At 43.6% G+C, this 16,513-nt stretch carries 17 protein-coding genes; 9 read left to right on the forward strand and 8 right to left on the reverse strand.

Annotation, left to right across the window (positions count from 1 at the left end; genetic code table 11):
• Window positions 1–20: 20 nt before the first annotated feature.
• On the reverse strand, window positions 21–335 hold the full coding sequence (locus EBO34_RS19450; RefSeq protein WP_122901752.1) for a DUF3243 domain-containing protein: 315 nt from the start codon (window positions 333–335) through the stop codon (window positions 21–23).
• A 129-nt stretch (window positions 336–464) separates the two neighbouring features.
• Window positions 465–665 carry a YuzK family famiily protein gene (locus EBO34_RS19455; protein ID WP_122901754.1) on the reverse strand — a complete coding sequence of 67 codons (201 nt, stop codon included), beginning with the start codon at window positions 663–665 and terminating at the stop codon, window positions 465–467.
• Window positions 666–1,043: 378 nt separating this feature from the next.
• Between EBO34_RS19455 and EBO34_RS19460 the strand changes: the two genes are divergently transcribed.
• The 7 genes from EBO34_RS19460 to EBO34_RS19490 all read left to right on the forward strand — a co-directional run bounded on the left by EBO34_RS19460 (window position 1,044) and on the right by EBO34_RS19490 (window position 10,946).
• Window positions 1,044–2,861 (forward strand): histidine kinase, encoded by a 1,818-nt coding sequence (locus EBO34_RS19460; RefSeq protein ID WP_122901756.1) that lies wholly within the window; start codon window positions 1,044–1,046, stop codon window positions 2,859–2,861.
• A gap of 65 nt (window positions 2,862–2,926) precedes the next feature.
• The gene (locus EBO34_RS19465) at window positions 2,927–3,568 is read left to right on the forward strand and encodes a response regulator (RefSeq protein ID WP_122901758.1); all 642 of its coding nucleotides are present in this window, start codon (window positions 2,927–2,929) and stop codon (window positions 3,566–3,568) included.
• A gap of 139 nt (window positions 3,569–3,707) precedes the next feature.
• Entirely contained in the window at window positions 3,708–5,117 is a 1,410-nt protein-coding gene (locus tag EBO34_RS19470; RefSeq protein ID WP_122901760.1) for a S8 family serine peptidase, read from the forward strand.
• A 225-nt stretch (window positions 5,118–5,342) separates the two neighbouring features.
• Complete coding sequence (locus EBO34_RS19475) at window positions 5,343–7,727, forward strand: putative bifunctional diguanylate cyclase/phosphodiesterase (RefSeq protein WP_122901762.1); 2,385 nt, start codon at window positions 5,343–5,345, stop codon at window positions 7,725–7,727.
• 85 nt (window positions 7,728–7,812) lie between these two features.
• A complete protein-coding gene (locus EBO34_RS19480) occupies window positions 7,813–8,523 on the forward strand; it encodes a phage lytic cycle repressor MrpR family protein (protein WP_122901764.1) in 711 nt (236 codons plus the stop codon).
• Between the two features lie 361 nt (window positions 8,524–8,884).
• On the forward strand, window positions 8,885–10,339 hold the full coding sequence (aldA, locus tag EBO34_RS19485) for an aldehyde dehydrogenase (protein WP_346725817.1): 1,455 nt from the start codon (window positions 8,885–8,887) through the stop codon (window positions 10,337–10,339).
• Between the two features lie 262 nt (window positions 10,340–10,601).
• Entirely contained in the window at window positions 10,602–10,946 is a 345-nt protein-coding gene (locus EBO34_RS19490; protein WP_122901768.1) for a YflT domain-containing protein, read from the forward strand.
• Between the two features lie 79 nt (window positions 10,947–11,025).
• Here the strand turns inward: EBO34_RS19490 and EBO34_RS19495 are convergent, their stop codons facing one another.
• The 6 genes from EBO34_RS19495 to EBO34_RS19520 form a co-directional block, all read right to left on the reverse strand.
• Complete coding sequence (locus EBO34_RS19495) at window positions 11,026–11,493, reverse strand: hypothetical protein (protein ID WP_122901770.1); 468 nt, start codon at window positions 11,491–11,493, stop codon at window positions 11,026–11,028.
• A 153-nt stretch (window positions 11,494–11,646) separates the two neighbouring features.
• Complete coding sequence (locus EBO34_RS19500; protein WP_249414159.1) at window positions 11,647–12,141, reverse strand: spore coat protein; 495 nt, start codon at window positions 12,139–12,141, stop codon at window positions 11,647–11,649.
• Between the two features lie 70 nt (window positions 12,142–12,211).
• On the reverse strand, window positions 12,212–12,502 hold the full coding sequence (locus EBO34_RS19505; RefSeq protein WP_122901772.1) for a hypothetical protein: 291 nt from the start codon (window positions 12,500–12,502) through the stop codon (window positions 12,212–12,214).
• 155 nt (window positions 12,503–12,657) lie between these two features.
• Window positions 12,658–13,146 carry a hypothetical protein gene (locus EBO34_RS19510; RefSeq protein ID WP_122901773.1) on the reverse strand — a complete coding sequence of 163 codons (489 nt, stop codon included), beginning with the start codon at window positions 13,144–13,146 and terminating at the stop codon, window positions 12,658–12,660.
• A 244-nt stretch (window positions 13,147–13,390) separates the two neighbouring features.
• Complete coding sequence (locus tag EBO34_RS19515) at window positions 13,391–13,468, reverse strand: YjcZ family sporulation protein (protein WP_122901899.1); 78 nt, start codon at window positions 13,466–13,468, stop codon at window positions 13,391–13,393.
• A gap of 187 nt (window positions 13,469–13,655) precedes the next feature.
• The gene (locus EBO34_RS19520; RefSeq protein ID WP_122901775.1) at window positions 13,656–13,745 is read right to left on the reverse strand and encodes a YjcZ family sporulation protein; all 90 of its coding nucleotides are present in this window, start codon (window positions 13,743–13,745) and stop codon (window positions 13,656–13,658) included.
• A gap of 440 nt (window positions 13,746–14,185) precedes the next feature.
• On the opposite strand from EBO34_RS19520, the gene EBO34_RS19525 reads away from it, so the two are divergent.
• Together EBO34_RS19525 and EBO34_RS19530 are read left to right on the forward strand one after the other, a co-directional pair.
• A complete protein-coding gene (locus EBO34_RS19525) occupies window positions 14,186–15,268 on the forward strand; it encodes an extracellular solute-binding protein (protein ID WP_122901778.1) in 1,083 nt (360 codons plus the stop codon).
• Window positions 15,269–15,469: 201 nt separating this feature from the next.
• Window positions 15,470–16,462, forward strand: a complete 993-nt coding sequence (locus EBO34_RS19530) for a LacI family DNA-binding transcriptional regulator (protein WP_122901901.1) — start codon at window positions 15,470–15,472, stop codon at window positions 16,460–16,462.
• Window positions 16,463–16,513: the final 51 nt, after the last annotated feature.

Consider the following 16,513-nt stretch of genomic DNA (forward strand, 5'->3'; position numbering starts at 1 on the left):
CTTTGGGGTCATCCTGTTTATTAATTCCCTTCTTTTTTCGCAAGCTTCACCAATACGTGGGCGATCTGATGTTTTTCCTCATCGTCTGCTACCTTCCACATTTCCTGCAGAAGCTTTTCTTCTGTGTTTTTTGGCTCTTCATGGTTCTTAAGGTATTCTGCCACCCGTTCGGCTCCTTTGGCGATCTGTTCTTCACTAAAGCCGACTTTTTCTCCTTTTTTAATCTTATCAGCCAGGTAGTCCTGGAATCTTCCGAAGCTGTCAAGAATTTCTTCCTTCTTCTGCTCGGGCATCGCCTGAATTTTCTCTTCTGCCTGCTGTTTTGTATTTGCCATTTTTAAATCCCTCCGTTTAATTGTGACTATATAGAGTCCGTTCCTGATTTTTCGTATTCCTAAACATTAAGGGGGAAGAAAAAAGACTGCCGGGAAAAGGAAGTCTTCCCGGCAGTCAAAAATGAAGGGCTATTCTCTGGAGTGGTGAAGGTCGTTCGAGATTTCACGCTCTATTTTTTGTGATTGTTTATGGTCTTTTTCACGGCTCTTTTCCACTTCAATTTTTTTATCAAGGCTGCTGTTGAGCTTTTCGTGTCCGATTCCGTGGTTCTGACGGAGGCCTTTTTCCATGTTCTCAGTATACTTCAATTTGTCGTCTTTTCCGGTCATTGTTCATTCTCCTTTTTCAATAATGGCGTGTTATGTAGTCTATTTCCGCTCACAAAAAAACTCAAACATCTTAAATCAGGTCATTTCTGTGTACGATGTGTAGGCTTGCCAAATGTCTTTAACTTCATGCATCTTCCCCCTTTCCTGCAGGAAGTGGAGGAAAAAGGGGAATCCCGGCGAATAGTTATTGGGAGGACACTGAAAAAATACAAACCGACTTTTTCAGTACCTTTTATTTAGTGGCAACGGCTCCACTCGGTTGCGCGCCATAACAGGCTTCTAAAAGATGCAACCGTTCCGCACATTGCTCAGAAGGCACTGAAAAAGGTAAAGACCGAACTTTTTCAGTGCCTTCGGTTATGGAACAGGGAGGCGCGTATGGATATTCATAAAATGGAAAATAGAGAACAAAAAGCAAAACAATTCATGCTTGTAACGAGTATCCTTGGTTTTATTGTGATGCTGGCTGCAGGCTTTCAGGCGGCACTGCCTTTTTCGTGGTCAATTTTTCTTTTGCTGGTGACCTTTCTTTTTATTACAGAATTTTTTGCAATTCCTGTATGGAAAGGAGCTACAACCCTTGGATTTCCTATTGTTTTTACAATGGATTTACTGTTTGGGCTGCCGTTAACCCTGGTTGTATATGGGGTGGTTATTCTTTGTGTGAACGCATTGCAGAAGCGTTCCGTTCATATTCTTTCTTTTAATGCAGCACAGCTTGTGATCAGCTTTCTTGGTGCAAAAGGCCTGATGCTTATCTTTGCGCCTGTTTTGGGACGTAGTCTGGAAACGCTCCCCGAAACGATGTCTTATACAGCGTTGTTTACGCTTTTATTTTACGTAATCAACCATACCTTCGTTGACTTGGTTCTGCTGATCAGACCCCAGCCCTACAGGTTCCGTGACTGGAAGCAGAAAACAACTGTTGAATCCGTAGGGATGATGATCTCCATCGTCTATCTCGGACTGTTTTTTTTACTCGGCAACCAGAACCGGGGAGAGGTCGTTGATATTTTTTCTTTCTTCTTTTTCTTCTCGCCTCTTGTAGCCCTGTCTCTCATTGGTGCAAGTAATGTTAAGTTAAGAAGAGAGAAGGACAGGCTGTTGGGGCTTGTGAATCTAAACGAGGATTTAAATGAGCGGATACCGGATAAAAAATGGCTCGCAGGTGTGGAAAAAAACCTGTCCAAGTTATTTGAGTACGACGGGATCGGCATCTGGACTAAAGAAGGGAGCACATGGATAAACCAGTTAAGTCTGGGGATAGCAGATCCAAAGAAAGAGCGGACAAATCTTGATTCGTTCGAAGAAAAGTACCGGGAGCTTACATTGGCCCCTTCACCTATACAAAAAGACGAGCAGGTAAGAAACAGCTTTCATCCTTATGTGAAAACAGCGGTACTGTGCCCTCTTAAAGTAGAAGGGGACACGGCAGGGTTTATCCTGATCGGAAAAACAAGGTCCGGTCGGATTCGTCCGGAAGAAAGCAAAATGATGAAAGCATTGGTAAACCAGCTTGAGGTCCTGATGAAGGGGAGAAGCCTGATCGATGAAAGGGAACACCGGATGATTCTTCAGGAGCGTAACCGCATCGCAAGGGAAATTCATGACGGCATTGCACAGTCAGTTGCAGCGGCCGTAATGAAGCTTGAAGTGGCAAAACGCCAGGCGCCAGGGAAGCCCGACAAAGCTTTTGAACTTCTTCATCAGGTCATTCCTGAATTGAGGAGCAGCTTATCTGAAATCCGGGAATCCATTTATGCTCTGCGCCCTTTTCCCACAGAAGAGCACGGTCTTGTGCAGGCTCTTAAAGAAGAGGCAGACCGGGTAAGAAGCCTGGAAAAAGGAACGCAGATTACCCTTACTATAAAAGGGGATGTCCCCATCCTTAAGCCGGAAAAAGAAAAACTCGTCTATACGACTTTTAAAGAGAGTGTCCAAAATGCATTAAAGCATGCAGGAACAGCCAGTGCAGACATTGTCCTTACTTCAACTGAGGATGAAGTCATCCTTGAAGTCAGTGACGCCGGTGTGGGATTTGTCCTTAAGGAAGCGTTAATTAAAGCCAGGAAAGGGAAACACTTTGGCATAGTAAATATGAGTGAAGAAGCAGGCAGAAACGGCGCTTCCTTTCAAATAGACAGTGAAGCCGGTAAAGGAACGAAGATAACACTTTCAGTACCTGCAGACAGATAAAGGCAGTGAAAAAGTTGTTTTGTACTTTTTCAGTGACCTCACAGATAGAGAGGGGACTTTAGAGAATGCCAGCGATTATGATTATTGATGATCATGCAGTGTTAAGAGATGGTTTAAAAACGATATTCTCCATGGAAGACGATTTTACAGTTGTGGCGGAAGCGGAAACAGCCAAAGAAGCTCTGGAAAAGCTTACGGGGATCATACCGGATGTAATTATTATGGATATCAATCTTCCAGGGGAAAACGGAGTGGACCTGACTAAAAGAATTAAGGAAAAGTACAAAGGAATAAAAGTACTTATCCTAACGATGCATAAGCATGAAGAATATTTTATGGCAGCCATAAGGAATGGCGCTGACGGATACGTATTGAAGGATGCACCGTCGGAGGAAGTAGTCACAGCGGTTCGTACGTTGATGACGGGAGAGGCGGTCATCCCGTCATCCATGACAAGAACGTTACTGACGATGCATCAGCAGCCAGAGCAGGAAAAAGCAGACAAAGAACTCACAGAACGTGAAAAGGAAGTGCTTGACTGCCTTGTAAAAGGGCTCAGCAACAAAGAAGTGGCAGAGGAGCTTCTAATCAGTGATAAAACAGTAAAGATCCATGTAAGCAATATCTTTAAAAAGCTTGGTGTGAAAAGCCGTTCCCAGGCCGTTATCCATGCGATCCAGCACCAGCTGGTTTCTATTCCCGAATAGATTCATAGGCTGTCAATCATAGAAGAGGCTAATTCAAAAGTAGTATTGTTCGTCAATAATTTACCTCTTTTGCTTAATTGTAAAGAAAATTCTAAACCTTCATACTAAATTTACACTACGTATGAAGGGAAGGACGTTTATGAAAAACTTAATAAAAGGCGCGGTTTCACTGGTCCTGGTGCTTGCCCTGTTTTTCCCCGCGGGCACAACAAGCAAGGCGATAACAGGACCGCTCCTATCCTTGGATCCGGTACTTGATTCCAAGTTAATGGAAAAACTAGAGGGGGCAGAACTTGCTGAAGTTATTATTACTTTTCACGGTGATGAAGCACTGGCAGAAAGTGAACTGGCACTCCTTCAAGGCATCGGCTTAACTGACTTATTAACCTTCGAAAATCTGCCGATGGCAGGGGCAGTTGTAACAAAAGACCAGGTAGATGCTCTTTCTGAAATGGATGATGTTTTATCTGTCTACCTGAACGAAGAACTTACGTATTATAACGCCGACTCAAGAGACATAACGAGAGTGGATGAAGTGCGAAGTGATGAAGGATTCAAAGAAAACAACGGCGGCCTTCCTGTTACCGGTGAAGGTGTCGGTGTTCTCGTCAATGACAGCGGTGTGGACGGCACACATGAGGATCATAAATTCGGAGATAATCTTGTACAAAATGTTCTTGGGACATTCAACTTGAACAGCTTGAGCGGAATTTTACCTGTAACCTATCTGGAGAACGTACCAAACACGGATACGAATTCCGGTCACGGAACACACGTAGCAGGTACGGTTGGAGGAACGGGTGCAAAGTCTGATGGTAAATACGAAGGTGTTGCTCCAGGGGCAGACCTCATTGGATACGGATCTGGCGCAGTCATTCTTATGCTGGATGGGATCGGCGGCTTTGACTATGCCCTTGCCAACCAGGAACGCTATGGTATTCAGGTGATTACTAACTCATGGGGATCATCTGGAGACTTCGATCCTTTCCACCCGATTAACATTGCAAGTAAACAAGCGTATGATGCCGGTATTGTTGTCTTGTTTGCAGCAGGTAACGAAGGACCCGAAGAGAATACCCATAACCCTTATGCAAAAGCGCCGTGGGTGATTTCAGTAGCTGCAGGTAACAAAGATGGTACCCTGGCTGATTTCTCTTCACGGGGAACAGAAGGTAAAGGCGGCTCTTTTGAAATTGCCGGCGAAGAATGGGAGTGGAAAGATGAGCCGACACTCACAGCCCCTGGAGTGGATATCATCTCCACACGGGTCATTGCTCCTCTTTCTGCTTTAGCGATTGAAAAAGACCTGGAATACATTGACCTTGAGCATATCCCTTACTACACAACCATGAGCGGAACATCAATGGCAACCCCTCACGTAGCCGGTATTGTTGCATTGATGCTTGAAGCAAATCCTGATCTTTCGCCGGACGAGGTGAAAACAATCCTTCAGGACACAGCGTCTGAGATGGAAGGAAGGGCGTCGTGGGAAGCGGGTGCAGGATATGCAGATGCTTATGAAGCAGTCCGGCTATCGTTTCAACAGTAAAAAAACCAAAAACCTTTAGAGGATATTTGAATAAATATATGAGATGTTTTTGTGCAGCGGCACGGGGACATCTCTTTTTTTGTTTTTTAGCCGAATCTTATTTCCATAGTCAAACCGATTATACTTTTACCAGCAATTTAGAATTAGTCATAAATCGTACGCAAAATTTGGTGAATATTGTGATAAAATGAAAGATATCATGCCTTAAGAATCAGGAGGAAAGTCATGTTGGATTTTATTATACCCGATCAGCTGGCAATGGTAACCCTCGCCGTTGCGTATCTGTTATGTATCTGTACATGCTTTATGTGTATTACACACCGCCTGGCATTCAAGGATTACACGAGGAAAAAGCAGCTTGGAATTGTTGTCATTTATGGGATCAGTTTCTGGGTTGTCCACCCTCTGATTCTGTTATCTGAAAGGACCGTTACCTTAACGGAAACGACCATTCTTCTTATGGTTTTAACGGTACCTCTCACCTGTGCGGCTCTTTGGGTTGCATTGGCTATGGGAGCAAAAATAGAAATTTCATCAATTCAGTTCCTCCTGGGCAGTTTTATTATAGGGACGCTAATATTTACACTTGATGTCACACTGTACATGCTTACTTTTGCAGACACCCTTGATATCAACGGATTGATTCTGACTTACAGTTACCTGCTGGTCGGATGCATAGCAGGGGCCGTACTTCGGTTTCTCCTGATCCTGAATAATGAAACAGAACTTGATGAAATAAAAAAATGGCATTTTGCCGGCGCTGTCACCATCGGTATTGCCTTAGCCAGTATACCGAATGTGATTAAAGCTTCTCTTACAGTGGGAAAGGAACTGACGAATTTAACCCTCACCTTTGACTCGATCTTTTTTGCCCTTCTGATCAATATTGTTGCGCTCATTGTTCTCATCCTGGTACCGGACCTGTTAGGAGATAACCAGCGTAAAAAAACAAAGCTTGCACTTCTGACAAACCGTGCAGAGTACCATTCTTTGTTCTTTAATCATCCGGATGCTGTTTTTGCTATTGATCAGGAAGAACGCTTTATCAGAATGAATGAAACGGCGAGGCAGACGCTTAACCAGACAGAGGCGACGCTGCCTCCTTCCCTTGCGCTCAAGGATGTATTGAAAAGCCGCACATACGTTAAGGTAAAAAGCTACCTCAAGCAGGCATTTGATGGAATCGGGAGTGAGTTTCATCTGTATACGGCAGATGACCGTTATTTTCAGGTGACACTTCTGCCGTTGGAGTTTGAAGGTCAGACGGCTGCTTATGCTATCTTGAAAGATCAGACCGATCCTAAAAAGTATCAGGAGCAAATCCAGCACTTCGCTTTTCACGACGACCTGACTGGCTTGAAAAACCGCAGGGGATTCTTTGTTGAACTGGAGGAAATTAATCATCCCTTTTCCATCGTGATGATTGATTTTGACCACTTTAAACGGATCAATGATATTTACGGACACGATTACGGTGACCTGTTGCTGAAAGAGCTGGCAAGACGAATGAAGCACCGGTTTTTAAGACCCTTTTCCATAGCCCGGATCGGCGGGGACGAATTTGCAATGATTTATTCGGGAGAAGATGAAGAGGCATTAGTCAATGCCTGCCGGAAATTCCTTGACGACTTTTCGGAACCTATTCAAGTAGGGGGCAGACTGTGCTACATGACACCGAGTATTGGCTTCGCTCATTCCATAGCAGATGAAAAGCCGGCTGCAATTGTGAGTTATGCAGACTACGCTATGTTCCAGTCAAAAAATAATGGCAGAAACCAGATTCAATTGTTCAAACCGGAAATGAAAGAACGTCTGGAGAGAAAGAAGGTGCTGGAAAAAGGCCTGCCCCATGCCATTTTAAACGACGAGCTGTTCCTCGTGTATCAGCCGATTCTTAATACAGTCTCAGCCCGGATAGAGGCAGTCGAAGCCCTGGTAAGGTGGGAACATCCCAAACTGGGCCTGATTTCACCGGGGGAATTTATACCGACCGCTGAAGATATCGGTGAGATTGCTCATTTGGAAGAATGGGTAGTGACAACGGCATGTGAAGAAGTGAAAAAGTGGAATGAGTCACTGGCCGAGCCTGTAAGACTGTCGGTAAATTTGTCCATGAAACATATTGAACAGACTGACATCCACCTATTTGTAAAAGACAGACTGACTCAAACAGGGTTCAGCCCGGAATGGATGACAATTGAGCTCACAGAAACGACTCTCATGAGAAGAGAGAAGGAAACGGTCAAATCCATTGAAAAGCTTAAGGAAATGGGCGTTGCAGTTTATCTTGATGATTTCGGCACAGGATACAGTTCGCTAAATTATATTATGCGTCTGCCATTGGACGGGGTTAAGCTGGACCGTCTGTTTTTACAGAAGATGAAGCAGGACAACGAACACTATACGCTCGTCCATTCTCTTATTACGATGAAACATAAGCTTGGCCTTGAAGTCGTTGCTGAAGGTGTGGAAACAAAAGATCATTTGCACATGCTTGAAAAAATGGGCTGTGAAAAAATACAGGGATATTATATTGCTAAGCCCCTTCATCATCAAGTGTGCCTCAATATGGTGAAATCAGGAATATTACCTGCAGCTGAAATTGTTTGATCGTAAAAGCTTTATAGTGGAAAATATGTATTTAAAATGTAAGAATAAGAATAGCAAAGATTTTATAATAGGGGTTAGAGGTTATATGTGTATTCAAAAAACAAATACAACAGAAAACAGAAAAAAGGTAACTGCTTTTTTAACGAAGGGCGATGTGGATAAAATTGTAAGTGCTCTTGTTAATAAACAGGACGCGATTATTATCAAACTGCTGTTCTTCAGTGTACAGGGGACGGAAGTATCAGAAATCAGAAATTTAACGATTCATGATGTAGACAAAGCGGAGCGAGAGGTCGTTGTGACTGACGATAAAAACCCGGACTGTCCCCGCTCTGTCAAACTTGATGCCGAGACCATCGCGCTGATTGAAGAGGCGCACCAGGAAAACGAATATGTTAAAAAGAACGGGGATATGGCCCAGACCAAGAACGTGAAAACAACGGTGGAAATGCCAGGATCAGATGAAACTGAATTTGTCCTGAAAACTGGTAAGACAAACCGAAAGCATGATAAAAAGGTGAGTCAGTACACAATCTACAACAGGATCGAAATGATACGGGACCTGGAACCTGTAAAGCGTATTTCCAGTAGCTTGAATTCCAAAATGATCGTAAGAAGCGGTATGCTGTATCGTGCCACTCAGATCCTTGAAACAGAGGGCGGCACCCTTGACAACAATAAAATAAAACAAGTGTGCAAAGAATTTAACGTAAGAAGCCACTGGGCAGTGAAGGGGTTTATGAATATAGACACGATTAACAGTCTGTACGGAGAACCAGAAGTAAATAAGGGCTGAAAAAAGACGGTTTTAAAGAGGGGCGCAAGCTACCCTTCTTTAAGACCGTTTCTTTTTTATCAAATAGGGTTCCAAAGAGAGAGTTCAGGAGCAGGGAAGTGATTCTTCAGATACTCCTCTGAATTCTGCGGATAAGGGCATTAATTCTGCAGGAAAAGCTGACAATTCTACCGATAATCCGAATAATTCTTCCAAAAAGAGAAAGAGACGATGTACAAGAGACCCTCTGAGAGAGACACCTTTAAAACCAGCAGAAAGGAGCCGTGGGTACAAAGAATTTCAAAACCTCTGTTGTTTTAACAGTACAGGATCGGGTAAAAGAAAAGGGTGATAACTAACAAATTGTAAGTAAAATACGGAGGTGTTTGGTTTGACGAATTCGATCTATATTAACGGCGAGTTTGTGGAAAGCGGATCAGAGGAGATGATTGATGTTATCAATCCTGCTACAGAAGAGACGATCAGGCAGGTGGTAAATGGCAACGAAGATGATGTGGAAAAAGCAATCGATGCTGCCTGCGAAGCTCAGAAAAGCTGGGCACACAAACCTGCTTCCGAACGTGCGGAATATTTGAATGTTATCGCAGACAAGCTCGAAGAAAACGAAGAATCATTCGCCAGACTCCTTACTGAAGAGCAGGGTAAAACGCTTGCTCTTTCCACCGGGGAAATCCAGATGACTGTTGACTATTTCAGATATATGGCCGGCTGGGCAAGACGGATCGAAGGTGACGTTGTACCAAGCGACAATCCGGACGAAAACATTATCGTGCTGAAAAAACCAATCGGTGTAGTCACTGGTATTGTTCCGTGGAACTTTCCGATGATGGTTTTAGCAAGAAAAGTAGCTCCGGCAATCGTGACCGGCTGTACGGTTGTCATAAAGCCAAGTCAGCAGACACCTCTTACTGCGATTAAATTCACAGAGCTGCTACACGAACATGCAGGTCTTCCAAAAGGGGTCTTTAACCTGATTACGGGATCAGGATCGTCTGTTGGTAAAGAGCTGTCATCTAATAATAAAGTCGGAATGGTAAGTTTAACAGGAAGCTTCCCTGCCGGATCAAAAGTGATGGAGGCGGCTTCAGAAGAAATCATCAAAGTGAACCTGGAGCTTGGCGGGAAAGCTCCTGCCATTGTAACAGAGCATGCAGACCTTGACCTTGCAGCCGAAAAGGTCATCGAATCCAGGATTATTAATGCAGGACAGGTATGTACAAATGCAGAGCGTGTGTATGTACACGAGTCGATGGCGGATGCCTTTATTGATAAAGTGACGACGAAAATGCGTGACCTCTCGTTTGGTAATCCTCTGGAAGAGGAGGTGGACTTTGGCCCTCTTGTAAGTAAAGACCAGCTTGAAGAGGTAGAAGAAGCGGTAGAAAAAGCAAAGAAAGATGGAGCCGATGTTCTCATTGGAGGGAAACGGGCAGATTTGGAAAAAGGTTTTTTCTTTGAGCCAGCCGTGATTACCGGTGTGAAACAGGAAATGGACATCATGCAATCAGAGATTTTCGGACCTGTTTTGCCAATCGCTGTTTTCAGTGATCTTGACGAAGCGATAGAACTTGCCAATGATTCCGATTACGGGCTTTCTTCATCCATCTTCTCAGAGAATTATCACGAGGTTATGCGTGCTGTTAATGAGCTCAAATTTGGAGAAGTCTTTGTTAACCGTGAGCATTTTGAAGCCATTCAGGGATTCCATGCAGGGTGGCGTCAATCAGGACTTGGCGGAGCTGACGGCAAGTATGGGGTAGAAGAGTATCTCCAGACAACTGTGGCTTATATGCAGTACGACAAAAAAAGAAAATAAGAGTAAAACTCAAAAGGTCGCTTTTACCTTTTGAGTTTTACTCGAAGCAATGAGCGGAGACGCCGCCCTCTTTAAAGAGCCCGGAAGGTGTGGGTTTTCTCCTGCCGGGCGAGCAGCGTGCGCAGCCATTGCCAATCTGCTGTGACCTATTTTGAGACCACTTATGCAACCTGTTGTAACAGACTTGTCATGGAATTTTCGTGATCTGATTGTTTGAAAAAAAGATGTACCGGGTATTTCAAATTCCAGGAGGCGATATAAGATGGAACCATTATACAAAGAGTTTTACAATGACGAAGAAGTTGTAAGTGCTGTTGAAACGTTAAAAAGTAAAGGGGTAGACGATGATAACGTGTTTATCCTGACACATGACGATGATCGTACTGACCGTGTTGCAGATAACGCAGACGCAAACACAGTCAGCCTGAAGCAGCAAGGTTTGGATACATCTGTTAAAAACGTTTTCCGTAAAAAAGGGGACGAGCTCCGTGCCCAATTTGAAGAACTTGGTTTTTCAAGCGACAAAGCTCACAGCCTTGAAGAGAAGCTGGACGAAGGAAAAGTCATTGTAGTCGTTAAAGATGCACCATCTGATTTAGTTCTCTAGCATAAAATACAGAAGGGCTGTCTCCTGAGAGAAGGAGGCAGCCCGTTTTATTGAAGTCATTTCATTGCCCTCTAATGATCTACAGTTGATTGACCAGCTGTCTGAGAGCACCAAGGTGATAGGCAGAATGTGCAAGAGAGGCCATGACCTGTTCGACCTGCTCTCCGGAAAAATCAATGTGATCAAGAAGGCTGAGATAATTTTCGTATTCCTCCCGAAGCTGGCTTTTGAATGCCTGCCAGGTTGCCTCATCAACTTCATGAATTTTCCAGCTTATTCCCCAGTCAACATGACGATCTTCTTTTAAAATATGAGCAGCAGATACTTGCAGGAAATAGAGTGTGTGGTGCACATGAGCGGCGATAGATGCTTCAGAAGAAGGAAGAATCATTGATGCTTCCCGGGCGTTGATTCTCTCAATAGTTCCAAGCAATCCGGTATCAGGTTCGGTATTGGTGAAGAAACTTCCTGACTTAGCCGGACCTTCAAATGTTTCTTTCAGCAACGATCTAGAGGAATCACGAATGGTTAACTGCTCCAATTTCATCACCATCACTCCTTTAAATAAATAGACTCTTTCATTACTTACGGACGGAAGGTGAAAACTCCTGCTTTTATGTAAAAAAACCTTCTAAGCCGTCGGGAAAAGGCGGGCTTGTACCCGGTCGGTCTAAGAAGGTCATTTTGACATACTGTTGAATTAGGCGATGTTAAGCTGGGCGGAGACGAGAATAAGAAGTTGAACGAGAAGCTGGATGTTGATGAGGATTTGAGTGTCTGTAGTAGTAACGTTAACATTTTTTGAGCCTTCAATGATGACTTGCTGGTAGGAGATTTGTTTTGACTTCACAGACTGCATTAAGTCGTCAGTAATTCTTTCCGCTTGATCAGAGTCAGCAACAGAAATGCTGATCAGGATCACAATGGCTGCCTGAAGAGCGGCCTGAAGGTTGACAGCTGCTTTTGTGTCGGTAGTTGTTACAGTAACATCACAGGAGTTGCGCACAACAATAAGCTCTTCAGACAACTGAGTTGTCTTGTTTTGAATGGTGTCGCCGCTACCTTCTTTCTTACAGCAGCTTAGTGGATGAGGTTTCCCACTCATAGGACTCCAGCCACCTCCATAATAGCTGTTGGGAGACTGGGAAAAGTTGCACCCTACTGGTCTTCCATTATTTACATAGTAACCTTTCATGACTTCACCTCCTTTCATTACCAGAGTATGAAGAGTGCAAAGATTTGGTTGGACAAACTATCCGGTTACTCTATCTATTTTTTCTATTTTTTTTGCGGTAGACATAGGGTTTACCTTCTGTTGTTTCAGAAAAGGATGGGGGATTGACTTCGGAGGGAGCAGATTTTTGAGGGTTTCCCTGATGGACTTCTTTTTTTTCTGCCTTTTCAACGAACGCTTTTACCTCCTGTTCCATTTCTTTAACAATGGACCGGAGCTTTACTTTTTGTTCCTTTGTAAGGTTTGATTGGACGTTTTTTACACCATGTTTTTTGAATGTCTTTTCTACGAGCATAGCTAGCAGCTTTTTATTGGTTTCCATATGACCGCCTCCTTTCAAATGAAATTCTGGTGACATGATAGTCTATGAAAAGAAAATGAAAGGGTATAGTCAAAACCAACGGCTCATCTTAAATGTGCGAACATCCTGAAAAGCAAAAAAAGAACCTCTCTGGATAGAGAGGAACAATGTATGTGCTAATGCTTCATTTGCAGAGAATGGATACTTTCGCCGATGTAAGAAGAGTATAAGAAACTTGCGACCTCTTTTACGTGATTCTCATCGTGTTTGCACAGATCTTCAATGTATTCCAATAATGTGTAGGAAGTCTCCCCCACAGAAAAGGATACAGACAACTCTGCTGAGTGCAGTTGTTCGGCGAGTTTAAGGCGGGATACGATAGCTTTATTCAGGAGTGTATGTTTTGGAATGGTTTTAGAGAATTGCTCTGCATCTTTGTTTACTAATTCTACGCGTTTCTTCAAACTGGGCAGGACTTCGCCTTTTTTCATACCAGGAAGCCGCTCCTCGGAAATGATTTGATCCCAGTAGTGAAAATGTGCAACAATTGCAGCTGTTGACCACTTGTCTTCACCTATTGGTTCATAGAACGTTTCGTCGTCTATTTGCTTCAGGTGATTAAAAAAAGAAGTCAACTGTTCAAACTTAGAGATAACTGTGTTCATCCAATCCCTCATTCTTTTATAGTGTCCGACTGCATACTGCTTTCCTAATTGTATGAAAATTCCTTTCCAAATGAAAGGAAACTCAATCAATTTGGCTAAAAAGGGCTATAAAAAAGTAGGATAATCCTGAAGAATCAGTATAAGGTATGGGTACTTTTTTCATGTATGGATGCTTTTTTGAGATCCGGGACAATATAAAAAGCCCGCCGGGGGAGCGGGCTTTTTGGGAGGGGAGTCCGGCTGACTAAAAGTTACAAGTGCAGCCTACAATAACAAGCAGTATAAAGATTACAACCACAAAAGCGAATGTGTTATTATACATCTTTTTATCACTCCCTTTTCACCATTTTGAGGGGATCTCCCAAGTCGGCGTCCACTTGAGAGTTAAAGGAATACCACGAATGTCTGGTTTTGCAAGGTTGTCGTCATTTACCTGATACACACAAAGTAAGCAAAGGAGGTTGCTTTAGGTTTGGGTGGCAAGTTGAGTTGGGGGGCGGAGCTTACTCTTAACCGTTAAAGCAAGAGCAGCCGATGATTACTAAAAGAATGAACAGCACAAGAATTAAAGCGAAGCCGTTTCCGTTGTAGTAGCCCATGTTTTCTCCTCCTCGTTTGTTTATTTGAGAAGTATCTTACCTCTCACTGATAACCTATGTGCAAAGAGAAAAAGAGACTGGACAAGTGATGGAGGTAATATGCCTGTTTTTTTCAGATTGGGCTTTTAATCAAGTGATTTATGGTGGTGTGTGGAGTTAGCGCTTTATTAATGTCCCGTCGTTTATACCTGTGAGGACTAAGCTGTTTTCGTATAGATTGTTGCTTTTACCAAGTAAATTCAGCTACAGGCGGACGCTTTCCGCGGGCATCACCGCCTTTTGCTCCATCATTAATATTGACAAAGCAATAATGTTTCCGAAAACAGATTTTTAAAAAAGTTTTTTATAAAAAAGTAATTGACAATGATTCTCAATCGCCTTATCATTAGAGTTGCGAGATTGATAATCATTATCACTACATACACATAGGAGGAAGCATAATGAAGAAGTGGTTTATGACAGGGTCACTGGCCCTTATGGCTCTTGGGATTGCGGCTTGCGGTTCTGATAATGAAGAGGGATCTGCAGATGGAGATAACGGATCTGAGGATGACGCAGCTGTTGAGGAAACAGGAGAACTGGTTGTTTATTCATCCCGTAACGAAACTTTTGTTAACGAACTTCTGGCAAAGTTTGAAGAAGATACAGGCATTGAAGTTCAGGCATTTCACGGTGATGATAATGCAATCAACCGTTTGAAGACAGAGGCAGAAGCTGGAAATATCTCGGCAGACATCTTCATTTCCAACGATGTTGGTGCCCTGGAGCACTTGAAAATGGAAGGACTCCTTCAGGAATCAGATCCTGAGAATATCGAATCAATTGATGAAAACTACCGGGCTGACGATAACTCCTGGTTTGCCCTTTCGGCCCGTACACGTGTATTAATGTACAACAAGGACCTTATCTCAGAGGACGAGATGCCGCAAAACATCTGGGATCTTACGGATGAGCAGTATGCAGACGAATTTGCCATTACCCGCGGTGGTAACGGTGGAATGATCGGTCATGTGTCGGCTCTCCGTCAGGAATGGGGAGACGAAAAAACAAGTGAATGGCTGGAGGCAATCAGTGAAAATGCTGGCACCATCCTTGAAGGACACGGAGACATCCGCCGTGCTGTCGGCTCCGGAGAATTCAAATTCGGTCTTGTAAACAACTACTATTATCACCAGCAGCTTCAAGAGCCAACGGACAATAACGTAGGTGTCATCTATCCCGACCAGGGAGATGATGAAATGGGAGCGGTTGTAAACGCAGCAGGTATTGGTTATATTGCTGACAACCCAAACCAGCACAGCGCTGAAGTTTTCCTGGACTGGATCCTTGAAAACGAAAACCAGCGTGAGTTCTCATATAACTCTCTTGAAGTACCGATTAACCCTGAAGTAGAAGCGGTTGAAGGTGCAGCATCCATTGATGATTACAAAACCCATGACATGCCGCTGAGTCAGCTTGGTGAGGTGTGGGAAGATACACGTACCTTGATTGAGCAGTCAGGACTCGATCTGGAAATCCGCTAGACACTTGAAGTGACATTTCTATTCCCCCTTTTAAAACAGGCAGCCATCCGGCTGCCTGTTTTGTTTGCTTTCCGTACAAAGGAGGGAACCGCAGGAAAAGCAGGCTTCATCTAAAGTCCTGGTCCAGGACGAGCTTATTGAGACCTTTATTTACTATTTACAGGAGAGTGGCTATAATGGGTGCAGAATGAGGTGAAAGAGATGGTTACGATTTTGGATATTGCAAAGCTTGCAGATGTGTCCAGAACGACAGTGTCAAGAGTCCTCAACGACTCGGGATATGTAAGTGAGAAAGCGAGATCCCGGGTTCTCGAAGCGATTGAGCAGACGGGATACATTCCAAGCGAACAGGCGAAATCCCTGCGGACAAAAAAAACGAAGGTTATCGGCGTGATCCTGCCGAAGATCAGTACGGAAACAGCGAGCAGAGTGGTGAATGGGATTGACGATATTTTAAGAGAAAAGGGATACCAGATTCTTTTATCCAATGCCAACCTTCAGGTAGACAAGGAAATTGAACAGATGAAGCTTCTTGAGAGCAGACGGGTTGATGGGATCATCCTCCTGGCTACGAATATCCAACAGAAACTTCTCAGTGCCATAAAGGAATTGAAGGTTCCCCTCGTTGCACTCGGCCAGGATATCCCGGATGTCCCGTCAGTCGTTTATGATGATTATCACGCAGCGAAAGACCTTACGAATGCCATTATTGACCGGGGTCATAAACGAATCGGTTTCATCGGGGTCCCGGAAACAGACCGTGCTGTCGGATATCTCAGGAAAGAAGGCTACCTCGATGCTATGAATGAAAAAGGTCTGGCTGTTGAGAAGTCTTGGATTCAAAAAGGGAAGTTTGACATTGAATCAGGCAGGCGTGCGATGAAAAGGATCCTTTCTGAGAGCAAGGAGGTTCCCACAGCCACTTTTGCCGTAACAGACCGTCTGGCCATAGGTGCCATGGAGTTTTTAAAAGAACAGCATATTTCTGTCCCTGACGAAATGGCTATGGCCGGTATAGGCGCATCTGAAATTTCCTCGTATATTACGCCTCCCCTGACTACAGTGGATTACAATAATGAAAATGCGGGAATGGAAACTGCAAAGCTGCTCCTTGAAAAAATTAACGGTAATGCAGGTAAAATGAGAAAATTATCGATGGACTATAGACTTATGATAAGAGATAGTTTAAGATAATTTATGGAATCGATTACATTAATCGCTTCCATTGCTTTTAATCATTGTGGA

This window comes from Alteribacter keqinensis (assembly GCF_003710255.1).
Lineage (GTDB): Bacteria > Bacillota > Bacilli > Bacillales > Salisediminibacteriaceae > Alteribacter > Alteribacter keqinensis.

Coding starts and splice junctions, on each gene's coding strand:
- EBO34_RS19475 (WP_122901762.1), top strand. CDS start 5,343: ATGTTGGATTTTATTATACCCGATCAGCTGGCAATGGTAACCCTCGCC.
- EBO34_RS19500 (WP_249414159.1), bottom strand. CDS start 12,141: ATGAAAGGTTACTATGTAAATAATGGAAGACCAGTAGGGTGCAACTTT.
- EBO34_RS19450 (WP_122901752.1), bottom strand. CDS start 335: ATGGCAAATACAAAACAGCAGGCAGAAGAGAAAATTCAGGCGATGCCC.
- EBO34_RS19510 (WP_122901773.1), bottom strand. CDS start 13,146: ATGAACACAGTTATCTCTAAGTTTGAACAGTTGACTTCTTTTTTTAAT.
- EBO34_RS19490 (WP_122901768.1), top strand. CDS start 10,602: ATGGAACCATTATACAAAGAGTTTTACAATGACGAAGAAGTTGTAAGT.
- EBO34_RS19515 (WP_122901899.1), bottom strand. CDS start 13,468: ATGTATAATAACACATTCGCTTTTGTGGTTGTAATCTTTATACTGCTT.
- EBO34_RS19480 (WP_122901764.1), top strand. CDS start 7,813: ATGTGTATTCAAAAAACAAATACAACAGAAAACAGAAAAAAGGTAACT.
- EBO34_RS19525 (WP_122901778.1), top strand. CDS start 14,186: ATGAAGAAGTGGTTTATGACAGGGTCACTGGCCCTTATGGCTCTTGGG.
- EBO34_RS19470 (WP_122901760.1), top strand. CDS start 3,708: ATGAAAAACTTAATAAAAGGCGCGGTTTCACTGGTCCTGGTGCTTGCC.
- EBO34_RS19530 (WP_122901901.1), top strand. CDS start 15,470: ATGGTTACGATTTTGGATATTGCAAAGCTTGCAGATGTGTCCAGAACG.
- EBO34_RS19520 (WP_122901775.1), bottom strand. CDS start 13,745: ATGGGCTACTACAACGGAAACGGCTTCGCTTTAATTCTTGTGCTGTTC.
- EBO34_RS19465 (WP_122901758.1), top strand. CDS start 2,927: ATGCCAGCGATTATGATTATTGATGATCATGCAGTGTTAAGAGATGGT.
- EBO34_RS19505 (WP_122901772.1), bottom strand. CDS start 12,502: ATGGAAACCAATAAAAAGCTGCTAGCTATGCTCGTAGAAAAGACATTC.
- EBO34_RS19460 (WP_122901756.1), top strand. CDS start 1,044: ATGGATATTCATAAAATGGAAAATAGAGAACAAAAAGCAAAACAATTC.
- EBO34_RS19495 (WP_122901770.1), bottom strand. CDS start 11,493: ATGAAATTGGAGCAGTTAACCATTCGTGATTCCTCTAGATCGTTGCTG.
- EBO34_RS19455 (WP_122901754.1), bottom strand. CDS start 665: ATGACCGGAAAAGACGACAAATTGAAGTATACTGAGAACATGGAAAAA.